The 21713-nt window shown below is 67.5% G+C and carries 14 protein-coding genes; 4 read left to right on the top strand and 10 right to left on the bottom strand.

The window, feature by feature from the left end; translation table 11 throughout:
* Positions 1 to 147: 147 nt before the first annotated feature.
* The gene (carA, locus tag CG50_RS00465; protein WP_036633904.1) at positions 148 to 1311 is read right to left on the bottom strand and encodes a glutamine-hydrolyzing carbamoyl-phosphate synthase small subunit; all 1164 of its coding nucleotides are present in this window, start codon (positions 1309 to 1311) and stop codon (positions 148 to 150) included.
* Positions 1312 to 1489: 178 nt separating this feature from the next.
* Between carA and CG50_RS00460 the strand changes: the two genes are divergently transcribed.
* Positions 1490 to 1948, top strand: coding sequence for a GatB/YqeY domain-containing protein (locus CG50_RS00460; RefSeq protein WP_036633901.1), 459 nt, complete (start codon positions 1490 to 1492; stop codon positions 1946 to 1948).
* A gap of 10 nt (positions 1949 to 1958) precedes the next feature.
* The gene (locus CG50_RS00455) at positions 1959 to 3038 is read left to right on the top strand and encodes an FUSC family protein (RefSeq protein ID WP_051909278.1); all 1080 of its coding nucleotides are present in this window, start codon (positions 1959 to 1961) and stop codon (positions 3036 to 3038) included.
* Positions 3039 to 3123: 85 nt separating this feature from the next.
* On the opposite strand, the gene CG50_RS00450 is transcribed toward CG50_RS00455, so the two are convergent.
* The 7 genes from CG50_RS00450 to xdhA all read right to left on the bottom strand — a co-directional run bounded on the left by CG50_RS00450 (position 3124) and on the right by xdhA (position 12496).
* A complete protein-coding gene (locus CG50_RS00450) occupies positions 3124 to 4203 on the bottom strand; it encodes a BMP family ABC transporter substrate-binding protein (protein ID WP_036633900.1) in 1080 nt (359 codons plus the stop codon).
* Between the two features lie 69 nt (positions 4204 to 4272).
* Positions 4273 to 5205 carry an ABC transporter permease gene (locus CG50_RS00445; RefSeq protein WP_152559388.1) on the bottom strand — a complete coding sequence of 311 codons (933 nt, stop codon included), beginning with the start codon at positions 5203 to 5205 and terminating at the stop codon, positions 4273 to 4275.
* On the bottom strand, positions 5202 to 6281 hold the full coding sequence (locus tag CG50_RS00440; RefSeq protein ID WP_036633898.1) for an ABC transporter permease: 1080 nt from the start codon (positions 6279 to 6281) through the stop codon (positions 5202 to 5204). The genes CG50_RS00445 and CG50_RS00440 overlap by 4 nt, the downstream gene beginning before the upstream one ends.
* A complete protein-coding gene (locus CG50_RS00435) occupies positions 6278 to 7819 on the bottom strand; it encodes an ABC transporter ATP-binding protein (RefSeq protein ID WP_036633897.1) in 1542 nt (513 codons plus the stop codon). Before CG50_RS00435 ends, CG50_RS00440 begins: the two co-directional genes overlap by 4 nt.
* Positions 7816 to 8760, bottom strand: coding sequence for a xanthine dehydrogenase accessory protein XdhC (gene xdhC / locus CG50_RS00430; RefSeq protein WP_036633895.1), 945 nt, complete (start codon positions 8758 to 8760; stop codon positions 7816 to 7818). Before xdhC ends, CG50_RS00435 begins: the two co-directional genes overlap by 4 nt.
* Positions 8757 to 11072 (bottom strand): xanthine dehydrogenase molybdopterin binding subunit, encoded by a 2316-nt coding sequence (gene xdhB / locus CG50_RS00425; RefSeq protein WP_036633894.1) that lies wholly within the window; start codon positions 11070 to 11072, stop codon positions 8757 to 8759. Before xdhB ends, xdhC begins: the two co-directional genes overlap by 4 nt.
* A complete protein-coding gene (gene xdhA / locus CG50_RS00420; protein ID WP_036633892.1) occupies positions 11069 to 12496 on the bottom strand; it encodes a xanthine dehydrogenase small subunit in 1428 nt (475 codons plus the stop codon). Before xdhA ends, xdhB begins: the two co-directional genes overlap by 4 nt.
* A gap of 204 nt (positions 12497 to 12700) precedes the next feature.
* Here xdhA and dnaE point away from each other — a divergent pair, with 204 nt between their 5' ends.
* Positions 12701 to 16219, top strand: a complete 3519-nt coding sequence (dnaE, locus tag CG50_RS00415) for a DNA polymerase III subunit alpha (RefSeq protein ID WP_036633891.1) — start codon at positions 12701 to 12703, stop codon at positions 16217 to 16219.
* Between the two features lie 268 nt (positions 16220 to 16487).
* Here the strand turns inward: dnaE and topA are convergent, their stop codons facing one another.
* A complete protein-coding gene (gene topA, locus CG50_RS00410) occupies positions 16488 to 19154 on the bottom strand; it encodes a type I DNA topoisomerase (protein WP_051909277.1) in 2667 nt (888 codons plus the stop codon).
* A gap of 150 nt (positions 19155 to 19304) precedes the next feature.
* Positions 19305 to 20414: a DNA-processing protein DprA gene (gene dprA, locus CG50_RS00405; RefSeq protein ID WP_338048241.1), complete on the bottom strand. Its 1110-nt coding sequence runs from the start codon at positions 20412 to 20414 to the stop codon at positions 19305 to 19307.
* Between the two features lie 311 nt (positions 20415 to 20725).
* Here dprA and CG50_RS00400 point away from each other — a divergent pair, with 311 nt between their 5' ends.
* On the top strand, positions 20726 to 21643 hold the full coding sequence (locus CG50_RS00400; protein ID WP_081880229.1) for a L,D-transpeptidase: 918 nt from the start codon (positions 20726 to 20728) through the stop codon (positions 21641 to 21643).
* Positions 21644 to 21713: the final 70 nt, after the last annotated feature.

Here is a 21713-nt window from a genome sequence, read left to right as displayed (position 1 = left end):
GTCGCCTGTCGCACTGCTTCGCCCTCCCGCTGTGCAGCCCGGTTGCTGACAGGGTGCGGGCGGAGGATTAACATATGTTTAACGCACCACGGAAAACGGCGCCCCGGATCCGGGGCGCCGTTTGAAATCGCATGACTTTACGGTGTGTTAGCCGCGGCGGGCGCGGATCGCCTCGGCGAAACGGTCGAACAGGTAATAGCTGTCCTGCGGGCCCGGGCTCGCCTCGGGGTGATACTGCACCGAGAACACCGGGCGCCCCTCGATGGCGATACCGCAGTTCGAGCCGTCGAACAGCGAGACATGGGTTTCCTTCACGCCGGCGGGCAGGGTCTGGGCATCGACGGTGAAGCCGTGGTTCATCGAGGTGATCTCGACCTTGCCGGTGGTCAGATCCTTCACCGGGTGGTTCGCACCGTGATGGCCGTGGTTCATCTTGATGGTCTTCGCACCGAGCGCCAGCGCCAGCATCTGATGGCCGAGGCAGATGCCGAACACCGGCAGATCCTTTGCCAGCACGCCCTGGATCATCGGCACGGCATAGGTGCCGGTCGCGGCCGGATCGCCCGGGCCGTTCGACAGGAACACGCCCTCGGGGTTCAGCGCCAGAACGTCCTCGGCCGTGGCGGTCGCGGGCAGCACAGTCACTTCGCACCCTGCCGAGGCGAGGCAGCGCAGGATGTTGCGCTTCGCGCCGTAGTCGATGGCGACGACCTTCAGGCCGGGGCCTTCGCGGCGGCTGTAGCCCTCGGGCCAGGCCCACCGCTTCTCGTCCCACTTGTAGCTCTGGGCGCAGGTGACGTCCTTCGCGAGGTCGAGCCCGACGAGGCCCTTCCACTCGCGCGCCTGCTTCACCAGCGCCTCGACGTCGAAGTTGCCTTCGGGGTCATGGGCGATGGCGACATGGGGGGCGCCCTGCTGGCGGATGGCGCGCGTCAGCCGGCGCGTATCGACGCCGCCGACGCCGATCCGGCCATGTTTCGCGAGCCAGCCCGTCAGATCGTCGCGGGCGCGCCAGCTCGAGGGTTCCGTCGGGTCCCATTTGACGACGAGGCCGGCGGCCACCGGATCGGCGGTCTCCTCGTCCTCGGGGTTGGTGCCGACATTGCCGACATGGGGGAAGGTGAAGGTCACGACCTGGCCGGCATAGCTCGGATCGGTCATGATCTCCTGGTATCCGGTCATGGCGGTGTTGAACACCAGTTCGGCCACCGTCGTTCCGGTCGCGCCGAAGCCTCGTCCGTAGAACAACTGCCCGTCAGCAAGCGCAATGAGCGCGGTAGGCTTTTCCGATGACTGGTTGATTGCAGGCATGGCGCGACTCCCAGGGCAAAATCTGCTGGAAACTATGCAGGTCGAAGAGCCGGGTCAACCCCTTGCGTCAAAAGTTCTTACTTAATGAAATCAATAGGTTGGCATTGTTGTTTGTGAAAGCACTTCGCGCTATGGTGGTGCGTCCGGGCAAAGCCCCGCTGAAATTCGGAGTTACACCATGCAGATGCGTGAACGCCTTTCGCTTGCCCTGAAAGAGGCGATGAAGGCCAAGGACCGCGACCGGCTGTCGACGCTGCGGCTGATCAATGCCGCCATCAAGGACCGCGAGATCGCGCTTCGTGCCGAGGCCGATCCGATTGATCTGGGCGATGGCGAGATCCTCGCCATCCTCGGCAAGATGGTCAAGCAGCGTCAGGAATCGGCGCGCGCCTATGAAGAGGGCGGGCGCCTTGAGCTGGCCGAGAAGGAACTGGCCGAAATCAAGGTGATCGAGGAATTCCTCCCGCGTCAGCTGACCGGCGAGGAGGTCTCTGCGGCGATCGAGGCCGCTGTCGCCGAAACCGGTGCCGCCTCGATCCGGGACATGGGCAAGGTGATGGCGGTGCTCAAGACCCGTTATACCGGCCAGATGGATTTCGGCGCCGTCGGCCCGATCGTCAAGTCGAAGCTGGTCTGAGGTTCCGGGCGTGCTCGATGTCCGGCTCAAGGGGATCGGGGCGCGGCTGAGAGACCGGGCGCACCTCGCCTGGGGCGACGCGCTGGTCTGTGCGCTGGCGGTGGCGATTGCGTGGATGCTGGCGCGCGGACTGGCCGGGCACAGCCAGCCGATGTTCGCGGTGGTGGCCTCTGTGGTGTGCCTCGCGCCCGGGTTGCCGAACCACGGCAGGCAGGCGCTGGCGATGCTGTCGGGGGTGCTGACCGGCATCGCGATCGGTGAGGCGAGCCTGTTGATCCCGCTCGGCGACGATCCGGCGCTGAGCGTGCTCAGGCTGGCGGCGGTGACGTTTCTCGCGATCCTCGTCGCTTCGCTGTGGGGGCAGGGCGCGGTTGCCGCGATCCAGTCCGGGGTCTCGGCGCTGATGGTGCTGACCATGGGCGCGGTGACGGCGGGGCCGGAACGCATCCTTGATGTGCTGATCGGCACCGCGGTCGGGCTGAGTTTCAGTCAGATCCTGCTGACCCCCGATCCGATGAAGACGCTGGAGGGCTCGGCGCGCAAGTTTCTGGCCGAGCTCGGGCAGGGGATGCTGATCGCCGAGCGCGCGGTGCGCGAGCGCGATCCGAACCGCGCCCGGATCGCGGCGCGCCGTCTTGGCGCGGCGCGCGGGCGGCTGGTGGCCCTCGATGGCGGGATCAGTCTTGCGCGCGACAATGCGCGCTGGTCGCTGCGTGGGCTCAGTGCGGGGCCCGAGGTCTTGGCCGTTGCCGACCGTTACGACCGGCACGCGGCGCGGATCTATGCACAGGCGCTGATCCTCGGCGACGAACTTTACCATGCGCTGCGTGACGAGGCCCGGATTGGCCCGCCCGAGGGGCTGGCAGATCTGTTGCACCGGGTGGCGGCGGGGCTTGGCCGGCCCGGCGCCGGGGCCCAGCCTGCGGCGGAGGCCGCCCGGCTTCTGGCCGCCGTGCCCGCCGATGCACCGCACTGGCGCGCGGTGGTGGTGCAGGCGCTCGACCTTTCCGCGGGCGGGCAGGTGCTGCTGGCCTTGCCAGAACAGGGCGGAACCGGGCAGGGCGGGGTGCCACCGGCCGCGATGCGCTGAGGTCCCCGCGCCGCCCTTCGATCCTCGGGCATGAAAAAGGGCGGCCCCTAAGGGCCGCCCTGTGGCATCTTTGCGGGCGCCGCGATTACTTCGGCAGCTCGGCCTTGATGCCCTCGACATAGAAGTTCATGCCGGCGATCACGCCATCGTCCGGGGTCTCGCCGTCCTTGAGCCAGACCGAGCCGTCCTGCTTGTTCAGCGGGCCGGTGAACGGGTGGTAGCCCTTGGCGATCTTGTCCTTCAGCTCCAGCGCGCCGGCCTTCACGTCATCGGGCACCGCCGAGGTGATCTCGCCGATCTCCACCATGCCCGAGGCGATGCCGCCCCAGGTCGCGTCCGAGGCCCATTTGCCCTCGACCGCATCGGTGAAGCGCTTGGTGTAATAGGGCGTCCAGTTGTCGATGGTCGAGCCGATCCGCGGCTTCGGCGCGAAGGCCGACATGTCCGACGCCTGACCGAAGGTGTAGACGTTGCCCGCTTCCTGCGCCTTCGCCTGCGGCGCGGTCGAGTCGGTGTGCTGCATGATGACGTCGCAGCCCTCGGCGATCAGCGCGGCGGCGGCATCGGCCTCCTTCGCCGGGTCGAACCAGGTGTAGGCCCAGACCACCTTGATCTCGACATCCGGGTTGACCTTGCGCGCGGCGACGAAGGCCGAGTTGATGCCCTGCACGCATTCCGGGATCGGGAACGAGCCGATATAGCCGATCTTGTTCGACTTGGTCATCTTGCCGGCCAGATAGCCCTGGATCGCGCGGCCTTCGTAGAAACGCGCGTCATAGGTGCCGAGGTTGTCGGCGCGCTTGTAGCCGGTGGCGTGCTCGAACTTCACCTTGGGGAATTTCTTGGCGACGTTGACGACGGCATCCATGTAGCCGAACGAGGTCGCGAAGATCAGCTGGTTGCCCTGCAGCGCCAGCTGGGTCAGCGCGCGTTCGGCGTCGGGGCCTTCGGGGACGCTTTCCATGTAGGTGGTCTTGACCTTGCCGCCGAGCGCCTTCTCGGCGGCCTGACGGGCCTGATCGTGCTGGAACGACCAGCCCATGTCGCCGACCGGGCCGACATAGATGAAGCCGACCTTCATCGGCTCGGCGGCGCGGAGCGGCAGGCCGGCGGTGGCGGCGACGGCGGTCGCGGCGGTGGTGGTCAGAAAGGATCTGCGGTTCATCGGAAGCTCCCTTGGATGGAAACGGTTGAAAGGCACCGGGGCGGTCTTGCCCCGGCGCGGGATTGCGCCTCAGTTCGAGGCATGGAACGACCGGCCGAGCGCGGCGGGGGCCGCCTGCGCGCCGTGCCGGTGCAAGGCCGACAGCACCACCAGCACCACGATGGTCAGCACATAGGGTGCCATCGTCAGCAGATGCACCGGGATCGCGTAGCCCGCCGCCTGAAGCTGCAGTTGCAGCGCGGTGATGCCGCCGAACAGATAGGCGCCGATCAGCACCCGCCCGGCGCGCCAGCTTGCGAAGACGACGATGGCAAGCGCGATCCAGCCGGCGCCGGCGGTCATCCCCTCGGTCCATTGCGGCACGCGGATCAGGCTGAGATAGGCCCCGCCCAGCCCCGCCAGCGCCCCGCCGAAGGCCAGCGCGGCGAAGCGCACCGCGATCACCCGATAGCCGAGCGCATGGGCCGCGTCGTGGTTTTCGCCCACAGCGCGCAGGATCAGCCCGGCACGGCTGTATTTCAGCATGCCCCAGACCGCCGCGACCAGCGCGAGCGACAGATAAACCACCCAGTCATGCGAGAACAGGATCCGGCCGAGCATGGGAATATCGCTCAGCGGGCCGAACGGCACCTTGCCGGTGGGCGGCGGGCGCACGCCCTCGAAGGGCTTGCCCACAAGCGCCGAGAGGCCGAGCCCGAACAGCGTCAGCGCAAGGCCGGTCGCGGTCTGGTTCGACAGGAACACCTGCGTGAGAAGCGCGAAGAGCGCGGCCATCGCGGCGCCCGCCAGCGCGCCGCCCGCGAATCCCAGAACCGGGCTGCCGGTGGTCACCGCGGCGGCGAAGCCCGCGACGGCGCCGACGATCATCATCCCCTCGACGCCGAGGTTCAGCACGCCCGACTTCTCCGCCACCAGTTCGCCCGTCGCCGCCAGCAGAACCGGCGTCGAGGCCACCATCAGCATCGAGATCAGCGTGACGACATCAATACCGCCGACGATCATGCGCGAGCCCCCCCGAGGCGGACACGGTAATTGGTAAGCAGGTCGAACCCCAGAAGAAAGAACAGCAGCATCCCCTGGAATACCTGAATCGCGGCGGACGGCAGGTTCAGCATCATCTGCGCCATGTCGCCGCCGATGTAGGTCAGCGCCATGAGCAGCCCGGCAAGCAGGATGCCCACCGGATGCAGCCGGCCGAGGAAGGCGACGATGATCGCGGTGAAGCCATAGCCCGCGTTGAACCCGTCGGTGATCTGCCCAGAGGGGCCCGAAACCTCGAACATCCCGGCAAGCCCCGCCAGCGCCCCCGACAGGCCGAGGCAGAACACCACCAGCCGCGCGGGCACGACGCCCGCGAAGCGTGCGGCCCGCGGCGCCTCGCCGGCGACGCGAATTCGGAACCCCATGATATGGCGCTGCATCAGAACGTAGATCGCTATGACCGCGACCAGCGCCGCCAGCACCCCCCAATGTGCCCCGGTGCCGGGGATCAGCTCTTCATTGAAGGCCGAGGGGTATTGTTGCAGGTTGCGCGAGCCGGGGAATCCCATGCCCTGCGGGTTCTTCATCGGCCCGAAGGCCATGTAGGCCAGCAGGTTCTGCGCCACATAGACCAGCATCAGCGACACGAGAATCTCGTTGGTGCCGAACCACACCTTCAGCAGCGCCGGGATCATCCCCCAGAGGAAACCGCCGATCGCCCCCGCGATCACCATCGCCGGGAACAGCCAGGGACTTTCCGCCGGATAGACGGCGAGCGCCAGGCCCGCGCCGCAGATCGCGCCCATGATATACTGGCCTTCGGCGCCGATGTTCCAGATCCCGGCCCTGAACCCCACCGCGAGGCCCGAGGCGATCAGGATCAGCGGCCCCGCCTTCACCAGAAGCTGGCCGCGGAAGTAATCGGCATTGTCGCCGAACAGCGGTTCCCAGAAGATCGTGCGGATCGCCTCGACGGGCGGCTTTCCGAGCAGCGCGAACAGCAGCCCGCCCGCGATCATCGTTGCCACCACCGCAAGGATCGGCGTCGTCCAGGACCAGAATTTCGACGGCGTCGGGCGCCGGATCAGCCGGATCATGCGAGTGCCTCCGGCTGAATCTCGATCTGCGCCTCGGTCATGCCCTGCGCGCCGCCCAGCATCAGCCCGATCTCGTCGAGGCTCAGCCCCTCGACCGGGCGCGGTGCGCTGAGCCGCCCTTCGTAGAGCGCGCAGAAATTGTCAGCGATTTCCATCAGTTCGTCGAGGTCTTGCGAGATCACGATGACCCCCGCGCCGCGCGCGGCCAGGTCGATGAGCGCCTGCCGGATCGAGGCGGCGGCGGCCGCATCCACCCCCCAGGTCGGCTGGTTGACGATCAGCACGTCGGGCGCTTGCAGCACCTCGCGGCCGATCACGTATTTCTGCAGGTTCCCACCCGAGAGCGCGCGCGCCGCCACATGGGGCCCGGGCGTGCGCACGTCAAAGGCGCGGATGATCTCCTCGGCGAAGGCGCGGGCCGCGCCCATGTCGATGAAACCTTTCTTCGTCAGCGGCTTGCGGATCGTTCCGGTGAGGAGGGTGTTCTCGGTCAGGCTCATCGCCGGCACCGCGGCATGGCCGAGGCGTTCCTCGGGCGCCGACAGAAGCCCGCGCGCGCGCCGCTCGTTCGGGCCCAGATGCGAGGCTTCCTCGCCCTTCAGGATCACCGTCTCGTCGGCCGAGGGCACCTCGCCCGACAGCGTGGCGAGCAGCTCTTCCTGACCGTTGCCGGCGACGCCCCCGATGCCGAGGATCTCGCCCGCGCGCAGCGTCAGATCGACATGTTTCAGCGCCGGTCCGAATTGCGACATCGGCGGCAGCGACAGATCCTTGACCACCAGAACCGGCGCGCCCGGGGTGCGCCCGCCGCGGCGGGTCTCGGCGAAGGTGCCGCCGACCATCATTTCGGCCAGTTCGCGCGCGGTCTTGTCGCGCGGGATGCACGAGCCCACGACCTTGCCGCCGCGCAGGATCGTCGCGCCATCGCACAGCGCGCGGATCTCCTCGAGCTTGTGGCTGATGTAAAGGATCGCCGTCCCCTCGGAGGACAGCTTGCGCAGGGTGCGAAACAGGATCTCGACCTCCTGCGGCGTCAGCACCGAGGTGGGCTCGTCCATGATCAGAAGTTTCGGGTCCTGCAACAGGCAGCGCACGATCTCGACGCGCTGACGCTCGCCCGCCGACAGATCGCCGACCAGGCGGTCTGGATCGAGCGGCAGCCCGTAGGCATGGGAAATCTCGCGGATCCGCGCCGCCAGATCGCGCATCGGCGGCGGGTTCTCCATGCCGAGGGCGACGTTCTCGGCGACGTTCAGCGCCTCGAACAACGAGAAGTGCTGAAACACCATCGCCACGCCCGTGGCGCGCGCGGCGCGCGGTTCGGCGGGCGTGTAGGGTGCGCCGCGGAATTCCATCGTGCCGGCATCGGGCTTCACCAGCCCGTAGATCATCTTGACGAGGGTCGACTTGCCCGCGCCATTCTCGCCAAGCAGCGCATGGACCTCGCCCGGCGCGACCGAGAACCCCACGCCGTCATTGGCGACCACACCCGGATAGGCCTTGGTCAGCCCGTCGATTTTCAGCAAAGTTCCCGTCACGCAGTGCGTCCTTCCCCTGTCGTGGCCGTCCCGGCGCTGGTCTCGCACAGCTCTCTCAGTAGACCGGCAGCGACGGAAATCGCAATGGCCTGCGGTGCTTTTCCAAGCGTCGGATCGCCTATCGGACAGGCAATGCGTGAAATCAGGGCGTCGGAATGACCCAAAGCCCCGAGGCGCGATCGGAATCGTGCCCATTTCGTGGCCGATCCGATCAATCCGCAGGCGGCGAATCCATGATTCAGAAGCCGGTGACACAGCTCGAAATCGAGCGCATGGGAGAAGGTGACGATCAGATGGCGCGCGTCCGGGGGCGCGAGCGTCACCAGATCGGCGGGGTTTTCGGCGATCAGCGTTTCGACATTTTCGGCGACGGTCTCGGGGAAGCGGTCCTCTCCGGTATCGGCCCAGCTCAGCCGCAGACCGGGCAGCGGGGCTAGGACCGAGACCAGCGCCCGCCCGACATGGCCCGCGCCCCAGATCCACAGGGGCAGCGGCGGGGGGGCGACGGCCTCGATCAGCCAGCCCTCGATCAGCAGCTTCGGCGCCTCGCCGCGGTCGCGGGCGCGCCCGAGCGCGCGACGCACGGCAAGCGGCATCTCGGTATGGGCCGCACCGAACGGTCGGGCGTGCCAGCGGCCTTCCGGGGCGACCGGGGCGGTGACGGGCTCATAGGCCAGAACCACCGCGCCGCCGCAGCATTGCCCGAGGTCGGGGCCGAGCGCCATGCGCCCGAGTTCCGGCCGGATCACCGCGCGGGCGCGCGCGATGGCATCGAATTCGAGGCGGCCGCCGCCGATGGTGCCCTCGCTTCGCCCGTCGGGCCAGACCAGCATCTCGGCCCCCGGTTCGCGCGGCGTCGATCCCTTCACCTCGGCCACCACGACCCGCACGAAGGGGCCGCGGGCGAGGGCGCGATTGAGGCGGTCGGGATCGAAGCTCATGCGCCCACCCCTTCCGGCTCGGTGCCACGGGCACGGGCGACGGCGGCGAGGACCGCCTCGGCCGTCGCGGGCGCGCGCAGCGCGGGCCAGTGCGGCCCGCAGGCGGCGCAGGCATCGCCAAGTGCCAGAAACGCCGAAATGCCGAGCATGAACGGCGGCTCCCCCACCGCCTTCGAGCGGAAGATCGTCTCTTCGCGGTTCGGCTCGTCCCAGAGTGCGACGTTGAACACCCGCGGCCGGTCCGAGCAGGCCGGGATCTTGTAGGTCGAGGGGGCGTGCGTGCTCAGCCGCCCCTTCGCGTCCCAGACCAGTTCCTCGGTGGTCAGCCAGCCCGCGCCCTGGATATAACCGCCCTCGATCTGGCCGATGTCGATGGCGGGGTTCAGCGAATTGCCGGCGTCGTGCAGGATGTCGGTGCGCAGGATGCGGTTCTCGCCGGTCAGGGTGTCGATCGCCACCTCGGTCACCGCGGCGCCATAGGCGAAGTAATAAAACGGCCGGCCGCGTCCGGCGACCCGGTCCCAGCTGATCTTCGGCGTGGCGTAATGGCCCGTCGCCGACAGCGAGACCCGCGCGCCATGGGCGGCGGTCGCAACCTCGGCGAAGCTGCGGGTGGCGGCGGGGGTGCGCACGGTGCCATCTTCGAACAAGACCTCGGCCACGGTGCAGCCGTCTTTCGCGGCGAGGAAATCGGCGATGCGGTCGCGCACCGTCTCGCAGGCGGCCTTCACCGCCATGCCGTTCATATCCGCGCCCGAGGACGCCGCCGTGGCCGAGGTATTCGGCACTTTCGAGGTATCGGTCGCGGTGATGCGCACCGCGTCCGGGTCGATGCCGAACACCCGCGCCGCCACCTGACAGCATTTGCGGTGCAGGCCCTGTCCCATCTCGGTTCCGCCGTGATTGAGCTGCACCGAGCCGTCTGTGTAGACATGCACGAGCGCGCCCGCCTGATTGAGATGGGTCAGCGTGAAGGAGATGCCGAATTTCACCGGGCTGATCGCGATGCCGCGCTTGAGGGTGCGGCTGTGCGCGTTCCACTCGGCGATGGCGGCCTTGCGGGCGGCGAAATCGCTGCTTTCCTCCAGTGCCGGCATCAGCCGGTCGAGGACGAAATCGCCCACCTCCTGCCCGTAATGGGTGGCGGCGAAGGGCGCCTGCGACGGGTAGAAATTGCGCCGGCGCAGCTCTTCGGCGGGCAGGCCCATGACATGGGCGAGGTGTTCCACTGCATATTCGACGCCCAGCATCCCCTGCGGCCCGCCGAAGCCGCGATAGGCGGTGTTCGACTGGGTATTGGTGCGCAGCCGCCGGCTTTCGATGCGGATCGCGGGGATGCGGTAAGCGTTGTCGGAATGCAGCATCGCGCGGTCGCACACCGGCAGGCTGAGGTCGGGCGACCAGCCGCAGCGCGCCAGATGCACGAACTCGGCCCCGAGGATCCGCCCCCCGGCATCCGCGCCGATGCGGTAGCGGATGCGGAAATCGTGGCGCTTGCCGGTGATGGTCATGTCGTCGTCGCGGTCATAGCGCATCTTGCAGCTGCGCCCGGTCAGTTGCGCCGCGACCGCGCAGGCGATGGCCAGATGGTTGCCCTGCGATTCCTTGCCGCCGAAACCGCCGCCCATGCGCCGCATCTCGACCCGCACGTCATGAAGCGCGAGGCCCGTCGCCTCGGCCACCTTGTGCTGGATCTCGCTCGGGTGTTGGGTGGAGCATTGCACCATCACGCCCTGATCGAGCGGATGGGCGACGGCGGCCTGACCTTCGAGGTAGAAATGTTCCTGCCCGCCGATCTCGCACCAGCCTTCGGCGATATGCGTGGCGGATGCGAGCGCTGCCGCCGCGTCGCCCTCGGACCAGACGACCGGGCCGCCTTCGAACATCGAACCGGCCGCGTCGGCCTCGTCGATGGTCAGAAACGCGGGGAGGGGGGTGAGGCGCATCTTCGCGCGGCGCGCGGCGATGCGGGCGGCGCGGTGCGAGGAGGCGATCACCAGAAACACCGGCTGGCCGACGTAATGCACCTCATCCGTCGCAAGCAGCGGTTCCGGGATCGGCGCGGGCGAGGCATCGTTCGCGAAGGGCAGATCGGCGGCGCAGAGCACCTTCACCACGCCGGGCGACGCGCGCACCGGACCGAGGTCGAGCGCGTCGATCCGCGCATGGGCCTCGGGCGAAAGGCCGAAAGCCAGATGCAGCGTGCCCACGGGCGTCGGGATGTCGTCGGTGTAGCGCGCCTTGCCGGTGACATGCAGCAGTGCGGAGTCATGCGGCAGGGGCAGGCCGGGGGGTGTCAGATCGCTGCTCATGCCTGCACCTCCGGCACCTCGATGGGGGCGATGTCGAGGACCGAGACCGCCTCGCCCGAGCGCTCGCGCAGGTAGCGCAGCGCCATCGCCTGCGCCGCCTGCATCCGGTAGCGGGCCGAGGCGCGCATGTCGCTGAGCGGGCTGAAGTCCTGTTCGAGCACGGGGAGCGCCGCCGCGATGGCCGCTTCGGTGAAGGGCTGGCCAATGAGCGCGGCCTCGAAGCGGCGGGCGCGCGCCGGGATCGCCGCCATGCCGCCGAAGGCGATGCGGGCCTGGGTGACGGTGCCGTCCTCGATGCCGAGGTTGAAACAGCCGCAGACCGCCGAGATGTCCTGATCGAAGCGTTTCGACAGTTTGTAGCACGCAAGGCCCGGGGCCGATTTCGGCAGGTCGAGACTTTCGACGAATTCGCCGGGGCGGCGATCCTGCTTGCGGTAATCGAGAAAGAAATCTTCAAGCGGCATCTGGCGCCGTTCCGCGCCGCGGCGCAGCGTCAGCCGCGCGCCCATCGCGATCAGCGCCGGTGCCCCGTCGCCGATGGGCGAGCCGTTCGCGATATTGCCGCCGATGGTGGCGGAGTGGCGCACCTGCTCGGAAGCGAAACGGCGCAGCAGCGCGGCGAGCGCGGGATGCGAGGCCCCGGCCCAGTCCTTCAGCCGCGCGATGGTGACGCCCGCGCCGATGCGAAAGCCGGTGTCGGTCTCCTCGATCCGCTGCATGTCGGTGCAGCCGCCGAGGAAGACGGGGGTCTCGATCTCGCGCAGTTGCTTCGTCACCCAAAGTGCCACATCGGTCGCGCCGGCGATCAGCGTGGCCTCGGGGTGGGTGAGGTAATAGTCCGCCAGTGCGTCGGCGCTGTCCGGGGCGAAGAGGGGGGCTGTCTGCCCCCCGCCGGCTGCGCCGGCCCCCCCCGAGGATATTTTCGGAAAGCCGAAAGCGGCATCGGCGCGCATCCACTCGGGCACAGGCGCCGGGCGGGCGGTTTCTGCGGCGCGGACGATGGGCGCGTAGCCGGTGCAGCGGCACAGATTGCCCGCGAGCACGTCATCGTCCGCCGTGTCGCCGTTCAGATGCGCGACGGCAAGCGAGACCACGATGCCCGGCGTGCAAAAGCCGCACTGGCTGCCGTGGCAGCCGATCATCGCCTGTTGCACCGGGTGAAGCTCGCCGCCGGGGCCGGAGATCCCCTCGACGGTGCGCAGCGCCTTGCCGGCGATCTGCGGCATCATCAGGATGCAGGCGTTGACGGCGCGGCTGCCCGCCGCGTCGCTCAGCATCACCGTGCAGGCGCCGCAATCTCCCTCGTTGCAGCCTTCCTTGGTGCCGGCGAGCCCCTCGGCGCGCAGCCAGTCGAGAACGCTTTCGGTCGGGCGGTCGATCTGGGCCGTCCGGGTTTCTCCGTTCAGAAGAAACGAAATCTCCATGGGTCTTGTCCGCCGCGATACCGGTTCCCCCGAGAGCCCCGCCCGATGCGGCGTAGGAGGGGGCCCGTTCCGATGAGCAAAGCGAAGCGCCGCGGTCTTGGCAAGGGGGCGCAGGGCGGGATGGCTGATTTTTGGACATCTGCTCAAAAAACCGGCTCTGGGCAGGGGCTTTCGTTCCGGCGCGGGGGCGGGTAGCCTCGCGCCATGGCCGATCCGCGATTCATTCACCTGCGCATTCATTCCGAGTATTCGCTGCTTGAGGGCGCGATACACGGCAAGCAGGTCATCAAGCTCTGCGCCAAGGCGGGGATGCCCGCGGCCGCGCTGACCGACACCAACGTGATGTTCGGCTGTTTCGAATTTTCGAGCTACGGCACCGAGGCGGGGTTGCAGCCCATCGTGGGCGTGCAGCTGTCGCTGACGGTCGAGGAGGGGCGCCCCGGCGAGAAGCCGAAGCAGCCCGCCCCGGTGGTGCTGCTGGCGCAGAACGAGACCGGCTACATGAACCTCATGGCGCTCTCGACCTGCATGTATGTCGACAATCGCGGCATGATCCCGCAGGTCAGCCTTGAGCAGCTTCAGGCCCATTCCGAGGGGCTGATCTGTCTGACGGGCGGTGCCGACGGTCCGGTCGGACGGCTGATCCAGGCGCATCAGATGCCCAAGGCGCAGGCTTATCTGGAGCGTCTGGCCGCGATCTTTCCGGATCGGCTGTATGTCGAGTTGCAGCGCCATCCCGGCGAGGGCGGTCATCTGCCCGAACCCGAGCGCATGACCGAACGCCCGTTCATCGAGATGGCCTATGACATGGCCCTGCCGCTGGTGGCGACGAACGAGGTGTTCTTCGCCACCCCCGACATGTTCGAGGCCCACGATGCCATGCTGTGCATCGCCGAGGGCGCCTATGTCGACCAGCAGGAGCCGCGCCGGCGCGTCACGCCGCAGCATTACTTCAAGTCCGAAGCCGAGATGGTCGCGCTGTTCGCCGATCTGCCGGAGGCGTGCGAGAACACCGTCGAGATCGCGCGGCGCTGCGCCTTCGTGGTCTACAAGCACAAGCCCCTGCTGCCGAAATTCGCCGATGACGAGATGGAGGAGCTGCGCGCCCAGGCATGGGACGGTCTGCGCCGGCGTCTGGCGGTGATCCCGCTCGCCGCGCCGGTCGAGGAATACGAGGCGCGGCTGAAGTTCGAGCTGAGCATCATTGAGCAGATGGGCTTTCCGGGCTACTTCCTGATCGTCGCCGACTTCATCAAATGGGCGAAGGCGCATGACATTCCGGTCGGGCCGGGGCGGGGCTCGGGCGCGGGCTCGCTCGTCGCCTATTCGCTGACCATCACCGACCTCGACCCGATCCGGTTCTCGCTGCTGTTCGAGCGCTTCCTGAACCCCGAACGCGTCAACATGCCCGACTTCGACGTCGACTTCTGCATGGACCGGCGCGAAGAGGTGATCAAATACGTCCAGCACCGTTACGGCGCGGACAAGGTGGGACAGATCTCGGCCTTCGGTGCGCTGCTGTCGAAGGTGGCGGTGCGCGACGTGGGCCGCGTGCTGCAGATGTCCTACGGGCAGGTCGACAAGCTGGCGAAGCTGATCCCGCTCGAAGGCGTCAAACCCGTCAGCATCGAGAAGGCCCTGGCCGACGAACCGCGGCTGCGCGAGGCCGCCAAGGAAGAGGTGGTCGGTCGACTTCTGACCTATGCCCAGAAGATCGAAGGCAATCTGCGCAACGCCTCGACCCACGCCGCGGGCGTGGTGATCGGGGATCGGCCGCTCGATCAGCTGACGCCGCTCTATCAGGATCCGCGCTCGGACTGGCCGGCGACGCAATACAACATGAAATGGGTCGAGAAGACCGGCCTGATCAAATACGACTTCCTCGGCCTGAAGACGCTGACGGTCATCCAGAACGCGGTCAATCTGGTGCTGAAATCGGGCCGGCCGCTGCATGTCGATGCGGCGGGCAACACGCTTTACGAACCCGCCAAGGGCGCCGAGAACGACATCGGCAACATCCCGATCGACGACAAAAAGACCTACGAACTTTACGCCCGCGCCCATACCGTCGCGGTGTTCCAGGTCGAATCGACGGGCATGATGGACGCGCTGCGGCGCATGAAGCCGACCTGCATCGAGGATATCGTCGCCCTCGTCGCGCTGTACCGTCCGGGCCCGATGGAGAACATCCCGGTCTATTGCGAGGTGAAGCACGGGATGCGGCCCCTGGAGTCGCTGCACCCGACCATCGACCCGATCCTGAAAGAGACGCAGGGCATCATCGTCTATCAGGAACAGGTGATGCAGATCGCCCAGGTGATGGCGGGCTATTCGCTCGGCGGGGCGGACCTTCTGCGCCGCGCGATGGGCAAGAAGATCCCCGAGGAAATGGCCAAGGAACGGCCGAAGTTCATCGAGGGCGCGAAGGCCACCCATGGCATCGACGCGAAGAAATCCGGCGAGGTCTTCGACCTTTTGGAGAAATTCGCGAACTACGGCTTCAACAAGTCGCACGCCGCCGCCTATGCCATCGTCTCTTATCAGACCGCCTGGCTGAAGGCGAACCACCCGGTCGAGTTCATGGCCGGCGTGATGAACTGCGATATGCACCTGACCGACAAGCTCGCCAATTACATGGGCGAGGTGCGCCGGGCGCTGCATATCGAGGTGGTGCCGCCTTGCGTGAACCGCTCGCTCGCGACCTTCGACGTGGTGGATCAGCAGCTGGTCTATGCGCTCGGCGCGCTGAAGAACGTCGGCCCCGAGGCGATGAACATCATCGTCGAGGCTCGCGGCGGAGCGTGGAAGGAAGGCCGGCCGTTCACCGATCTGTTCGACTTCGCCCGCCGCGTCGACATGAAGCGGATCGGCAAGCGACCTCTGGAGATGATGGCGCGGGCCGGCGCCTTCGATCAGCTCGATCCGAACCGCAAGCGGGTGTTCGACAGCCTCGAGGGGCTGATCGCCTGGTCCGCCGCGGTGATCGAGCAGCGCAGCTCCGCCCAGGTTTCGCTCTTCGGTGACGGCGGCGACGATCTGCCGCCGCCGCGGCTGGCCGATACCGACGACTGGCTGCCCGCCGAGCGTCTGGCCGAAGAGCACAAGGCCATCGGTTTCTACCTCTCGGGCCATCCGCTCGACGATTACCTGCCGGCGCTGAGACGCAAGAAGGTGCTGACCTATGCCGAGCTGTGCGACAAGGCCCAGAACGGTCCGTTCATCGGCAAGATCGCCGGTCAGGTCGCCGCCCGGCAAGAGCGCAAATCGGCCAAGGGCAACCGCTTCGCCTTCGTCTCGATGTCGGATCCGACGGGGCCGTTCGAGGTGACGGTGTTCTCCGATACGCTGGAGGCGACGCGGCAGTTCCTCGAACCCGGCCTCGGGGTCATCCTGACGGTCAAGGTCGATGTCGAGGGCGAGACGGTCAAGATGCTGGCCCAGGGCGCGCAGCCGATTGACTCGGTGGTCTCCGATGCGGATGGCAGCACGGGGCTCCTGATCCATGTCGAGGTGCCCGAGGCCGTCAGCTCGGTCGCCGCTCTGCTCGCGCGCATCCGCGACGAGGGGCGGGTGAAGGCGCAGGGCCCGGTCGTGTTCTCGATCGACGATCCGGCATCGGGTAACCGCTACCGGGTGCGTGCCGGCGCTGAATTTCCGATCAATCCGCAGGTCAAAGGGGCGATCCGCTCGTTGCGTGGCGTCGCGCTGGTCGAGGAAATCTGACGCGGGGCGCGGTTCCCGCCCCGGTAGCGCCGCGCGGGCCGGAAAAGGTGCGAGGCCTTTCCCTTTCATCTTTCCAAAAATATCCCGGGGGTGAGGGCCGAAGGCCCGAGGGGGCAGAGCCCCCTCTTTGCTCTTCGGGACGGTTCTTCTGACACCGCGTGCAAAGGGGGCTCTGCCCCCTCCCGGCTTCGCCGGTTCACCCCCGGGATATTTGGGGCGAATCGAAAGCCAGAGGAATTCTTCCGGGCCGGGGGCAGAGCTTTCTGCCTCAGCCCTCGATCACATCGCCATTGTCGGGGCCATTGTCGGGAGTGCCCTTCGCGGGCTTGCTCGCGGCTTTCTTTGCCGTGGTTTTCGGTGCGGTCGCTTTTTTCGCGGCGGGTTTCTTCGTGGCAGCTTTCTTTGCCGGAGGCTTCTTCGTCGCGGTCTTGGGGGCCGCCGCCTTCTTCGCAGCCGGCTTGCGGGTGCTCTTCTTGCCGGCCTTGGCGGCGATCAGCGGCAGCGCTTCCTCGAGCGTCACTGCCTCCGGGTCCATTTCCTTCGGCAAGGTGGCGTTGATCTTGCCCCATTTGACGTAAGGCCCGTAGCGGCCGGGCATCACCTGCACCGGGCCGCCGTCCGGATGCTCGCCCAGCTCTTTCAGCGGTTTCGCCGCCGCACCGCGACCGGGGCCGCGGGCGAGCTTCTGCGCCAGCACCTCGACCGCGCGGTTCATGCCGATCTCGAACACCTCGTCGACCGAGGCGAGGTTCGCATAGGTGCTGTTGTGCTTCACGTAAGGGCCGAAGCGGCCGATGCTCGTCTCGACCGGGGTGCCGTCCTCGGGGTGCATGCCGATCTGGCGCGGCAGGTTCAAAAGCGCCAGCGCCTTTTCAAGGTCGACCGTTTCGGGCGGCCAGGCCTTCGGGATCGAGGCGCGCGGCGGTTTCGGCATGTCCTCGGTCGGTTCGCCCTTCTGGACATAGGGACCGAAGCGGCCGACACGCAGCGTCACGTCGAGCCCCTCGTCCTGACCGAGCACCTTGCCGTCGAGCGCCGAGGCCTCTTCCCCCTCGGGCGAGGAGATCGGCCGGGTGTAACGGCATTCGGGATAATTGCCGCAGCCGATGAAAGCGCCGCCCGAGCGCGCGGTCTTCAGATGCAGCCGGCCCTGATGGCACACCGGGCAGATCCGCGGGTCCGATCCGTCGGCGCGCGGCGGATAGAGATGCGGCGCCAGAACTTCGTCGATCTTGTCGAGCACGTCGGAGATCCGCAGCTCCGACGTTTCGCCGAGGGCTTCCGAGAACGCGCGCCAGAACCGGGCGAGCACATCCTTGTAATCGCGGCTGCCGGCCGAGATGTCGTCGAGCTGCTCCTCGAGATCGGCGGTGAAATCGTATTCGACGTAGCGGCGGAAGTAGTTGCTGAGGAAGGCGGTGACCAGACGGCCGGTGTCTTCCGGGATCAGCCGGTTCTTGTCTTTCCTCACATAGCCGCGGTCGACGATCGTGGTCAGGATCGAGGCATAGGTCGAGGGCCGGCCGATGCCGAGCTCTTCCATGCGCTTGACCAGCGTCGCCTCGGTGTAGCGCGGCGGCGGCTGGGTGAAATGCTGTTCGGGCTCGATGGTCTTCTTCTGCGCGGGCTCGCCCTGCATCAGCTGCGGCAGGCGCGCGCCATCGTCGTCATCGTCGTCGTCGCGGCCCTGATCGTAGACCTTGAGGAAACCGTCGAAGGTGATGACCTGGCCGGTGGCGCGCAGCTCCACCTGCATGTCCTTCGAGGCGATGTCGACCGTGGTGCGTTCCATCACCGCGCCGGCCATCTGGCTGGCGATGGTGCGCTTCCAGATCAGCTCGTAAAGCCGTGCCTGATCGTCCGACACCTTCAGCCGGTCGGGCGACAGGCTCATATCGGTCGGGCGGATACATTCGTGCGCTTCCTGCGCGTTCTTCGCCTTGTTCTTGTAGATCCGCGGGCTTGCGGGAACGTAACGGTCGCCGAACCGGCTGGCGATTTCCGAGCGGGCGGCGGCGATGGCCTCGGGGGCCATGTCGATGCCGTCGGTCCGCATGTAGGTGATGTAGCCCGCTTCGTAGAGGCGCTGCGCCGCCTGCATCGTCGCCTTGGCGCCCATGCCGTATTTGCGGCTGGCCTCCTGCTGCAGGGTCGAGGTCATGAACGGCGGGTAGGGGTTGCGGGTGGCGGGCTTCGCCTCGACCGATTTCACCGTCAGATCGCGCGAGGTGACGGCCTGCACCGCCATCTCGGCGTCCGTCGCGGTGGCGATGTCGAACTTGTCGAGCTTGCGCCCGCCCAGAACCGTCAGACGGGCGGTGTATTCCTGCCCGCGCGGGCTGACCAGAACGGCGCTGACCGTCCAGTATTCACGGGCGTGGAATGCCTCGATTTCCATCTCGCGCTCGACCACCAGTCGCAGGCAGACCGACTGCACCCGCCCGGCGGAGCGCGCGCCCGGCAGCTTGCGCCATAGCACCGGCGACAGGTTGAAGCCGACGAGATAATCCAGCGCGCGGCGCGCCAGATAGGCATCGACCAGTGCCTCGTCGACCTGACGGGGATGCTTCATCGCCTCGGTGATCGCCGATTTGGTGATCGCGTTGAAGGTGACGCGGCTGACCTTCTTCGATTTGATCTTCGAGGCCAGCGCCTGTTCCAGATGCCACGAGATCGCCTCTCCCTCGCGATCGGGGTCGGTGGCGAGGATCAGTTCGTCATCGCTCGCCAGCGCGTCGGAGATCGCCTTGAGGTGCTTTTTCGAGTCGGGAGAGACCTCCCATTTCATGTCGAAATCGTGGTCGGTATCGACGGAACCGTCCTTGGCGGGCAGGTCGCGGACATGGCCGAAGGAGGCCAGCACCGTGTAATTGCTGCCCAGATACTTGTTGATCGTCTTGGCCTTTGCGGGGGATTCGACAACGACGACGGCCATGACTTCCTCATCCGATACTGCATTCAGCGCCTTGGGGGCGGAAAATGCGGGCGTTGGGGGGAGAATGTCAATGTCGCTCGGCCGGCAGGTGCAAACCGGCACGGAAAAAACCGTGGCAGTTCGGGCCGTCGGACGGGCGAATCGGCTCCCTCATATGCGGCACAGGTATCCGCCGGGGCGCCGGCTGACCAGCCCCTCGATTTCCAGAGGCACCAGAGCGCAGGCGAAACTTGAGGCATCCGTGCCCAGATCGCGCAACAAATCCTCCTCCTGCACGGGCGCGGTGCCAAGGGCCGCCAGGATCCGCCCGGCAAGATCCGGGGCTTGCGCCGGGGGCGGCGCCTCGGGCAGCGGGGGCAGGGGATCGGGGCGCGCATCCAGCCCCAGATGCTCGGCCACGTCGGCCGCATCGCGCACCAGAACCGCGCCGTCGCGCAGGAGCGCGTTGCAGCCCCCCGCGCGCGGATCGAGCGGATGTCCCGGCACCGCCAACACCTCGCGCCCGTAGTCGAGCGCGATCCGCGCCGTGCCGATGCTGCCCGACCGCGTCGCCGCCTCGACGACAAGAACCGCCTGAGCCAGCCCGGCGATGATACGGTTGCGCTGCGGGAAATGCTGGGCGCGCGGCGCGAAACCGGGGGGCAGTTCGGCCAGCCGCAGCCCGGTTTCGGCGATCTGGCGGGCGAGGGCGGCGTTCTCGGCCGGATAGATCACGTCGATGCCGCCGGCCTGCACGGCGATGGTTCCGGTGGTCAGTGCCGCCTCATGCGCCGCGGCGTCGATCCCGCGTGCGAGGCCCGAGACCACGACCAGCCCCGCTTCTCCGAGATCGGCTGCCAGCCGCCGTGCCATGCGCTGGCCGAGCGACGAGGCAGAGCGCGCCCCCACCACCGCGATCGCCGGCCGGTGCAACAACGTCCTGTCGCCAAGTGCCCACAGCACCGGCGGCGCATCGGCAAACTCCGAGAGCGCCTCGGGGTAGTCGGGCCCGCCATGACACAGCAGCCGCCCCCCGGCCCGGTGCCCGGCCGCGAGCTCGGCCCGGGCCACACCTTCGGGGCAGGGGGTGTAATCGCTCATCCCCGCCGCGCGTGCTATCGCGGGCAGCTCCGCCAGCGCCGCGCGACACGATCCGTGCTCGGCCCGCAGCCGGTGAAACGTCGTCGCCCCCACCCGTCGCGAGCGTACGAGCCGCAGCACGTCAAGCGCTTCTTCCTCCTGCCCGCCACGGGGCAAGACGGCAGACAGCATCCCCGGCATCGTTCCCCTCCGTCTCGTTTTTCGCCCTTCCGTCATGGCAGCCGAAGGTTAACAACCCGTTTACAGCTTCCGCTTCGGTCTGTTCCGGGCCCCGGCCCCGGCGGGCTTTCGTGCAACGGTACGGCAGACTCGTGCCGGCCGGGCTTGACCGCAGCTGCGCGAGAACGGCACTTATCAGGATCGGATGTTCGTCCGGGTAAGTTTTCGCTCCGGCATCAGGCCGGATCAGCTGATCGAGGGTCATCGTGTTTGTCCTGCCGTTTTCCCAACGGGTGCCGCTTTCGTTCCGGTCCCCGGTTTCGCTTCGGACGGTGAGTGCCACCGTTCTCGTCTGTGCCCTGCTCGCGGGTTGCGGACAGAAACCGGCCGCAACCGCACCCGCCCCGGTGGTGCCGCCCGAATATCAGGCGCGGCAGGACGGAGAGCACCTCCTGCCCGCGGTCAGCCCGAAATACCTCAACGAACGCAACACGCGTCGCTGGGTCGATTACACCGGTCCCGAGGAACCGGGGACCATCGTCGTCGACCCCTATGCCCGCGTGCTCTATCACGTGATGGAGCCGGGCCGGGCGATGCGTTTCGGTGTCGCCGTGGGCAAGGCGGGCAAGGGGTTCTCGGGCGATGCCGTGATCTCGCGCAAGCAGGAATATCCTTACTGGACCCCCACCGCGAACATGGTGCGCACCGATCCCGATCTTTACGGCCCGCTCGCGGGCGGTCTCGCGGGCGGTCTCGACAACCCGCTCGGGGCGCGCGCGCTCTATCTCTACAAGAACGGCAAGGATACCTATTACCGCATTCACGGCACGATGGATCCGTCCTCGATCGGCAAGGCCACCTCTGCGGGGTGCATCCGGCTGTTCAACCAGGACATCCTCGACGTGTTCGACGAGGCTCCGCTCGGCACGAAGGTGCATGTGCGCTCGCGCGCTGAAAGCCTTGCCATCGAAGGGCCGATGGTCGAGCTTCACACCGGCTATGTCGTCTCGGCTTCCGACACTCAGGCGATCCAGGCCGACGAGGCCGCCTGGCAGGCCGGTCAGATCGTCGATCCGACCCTCGCCGAGGCCCAGCAGCACGCCGCGGCCGTCGCCTCGGCCGAGAATCGCGGGCGCGGCGGCTCGGGCATCGTCGCCCCGCCGGTGATCGTGCAACAGCCCGGTGCGTCGCAACCCATCGTCGCCGATCCCGCCTCGAACCCCTCCTCGGCCTGGAGCGCGGTGCAGTAAGCCCGGAGCTGAAACCGGCAAAAAGGCAAAGGGCGCTCCGGTCCCTTGCCTTTCATCTTTCCGAAAATAT

The sequence above is a fragment of the Paenirhodobacter enshiensis genome, from assembly GCF_000740785.1.
Classification (GTDB): Bacteria; Pseudomonadota; Alphaproteobacteria; order Rhodobacterales; family Rhodobacteraceae; genus Rhodobacter; species Rhodobacter enshiensis.
Note: the sequence above shows the minus strand (reverse complement) of the source record. Positions and strands in the feature narration are given on the sequence as shown.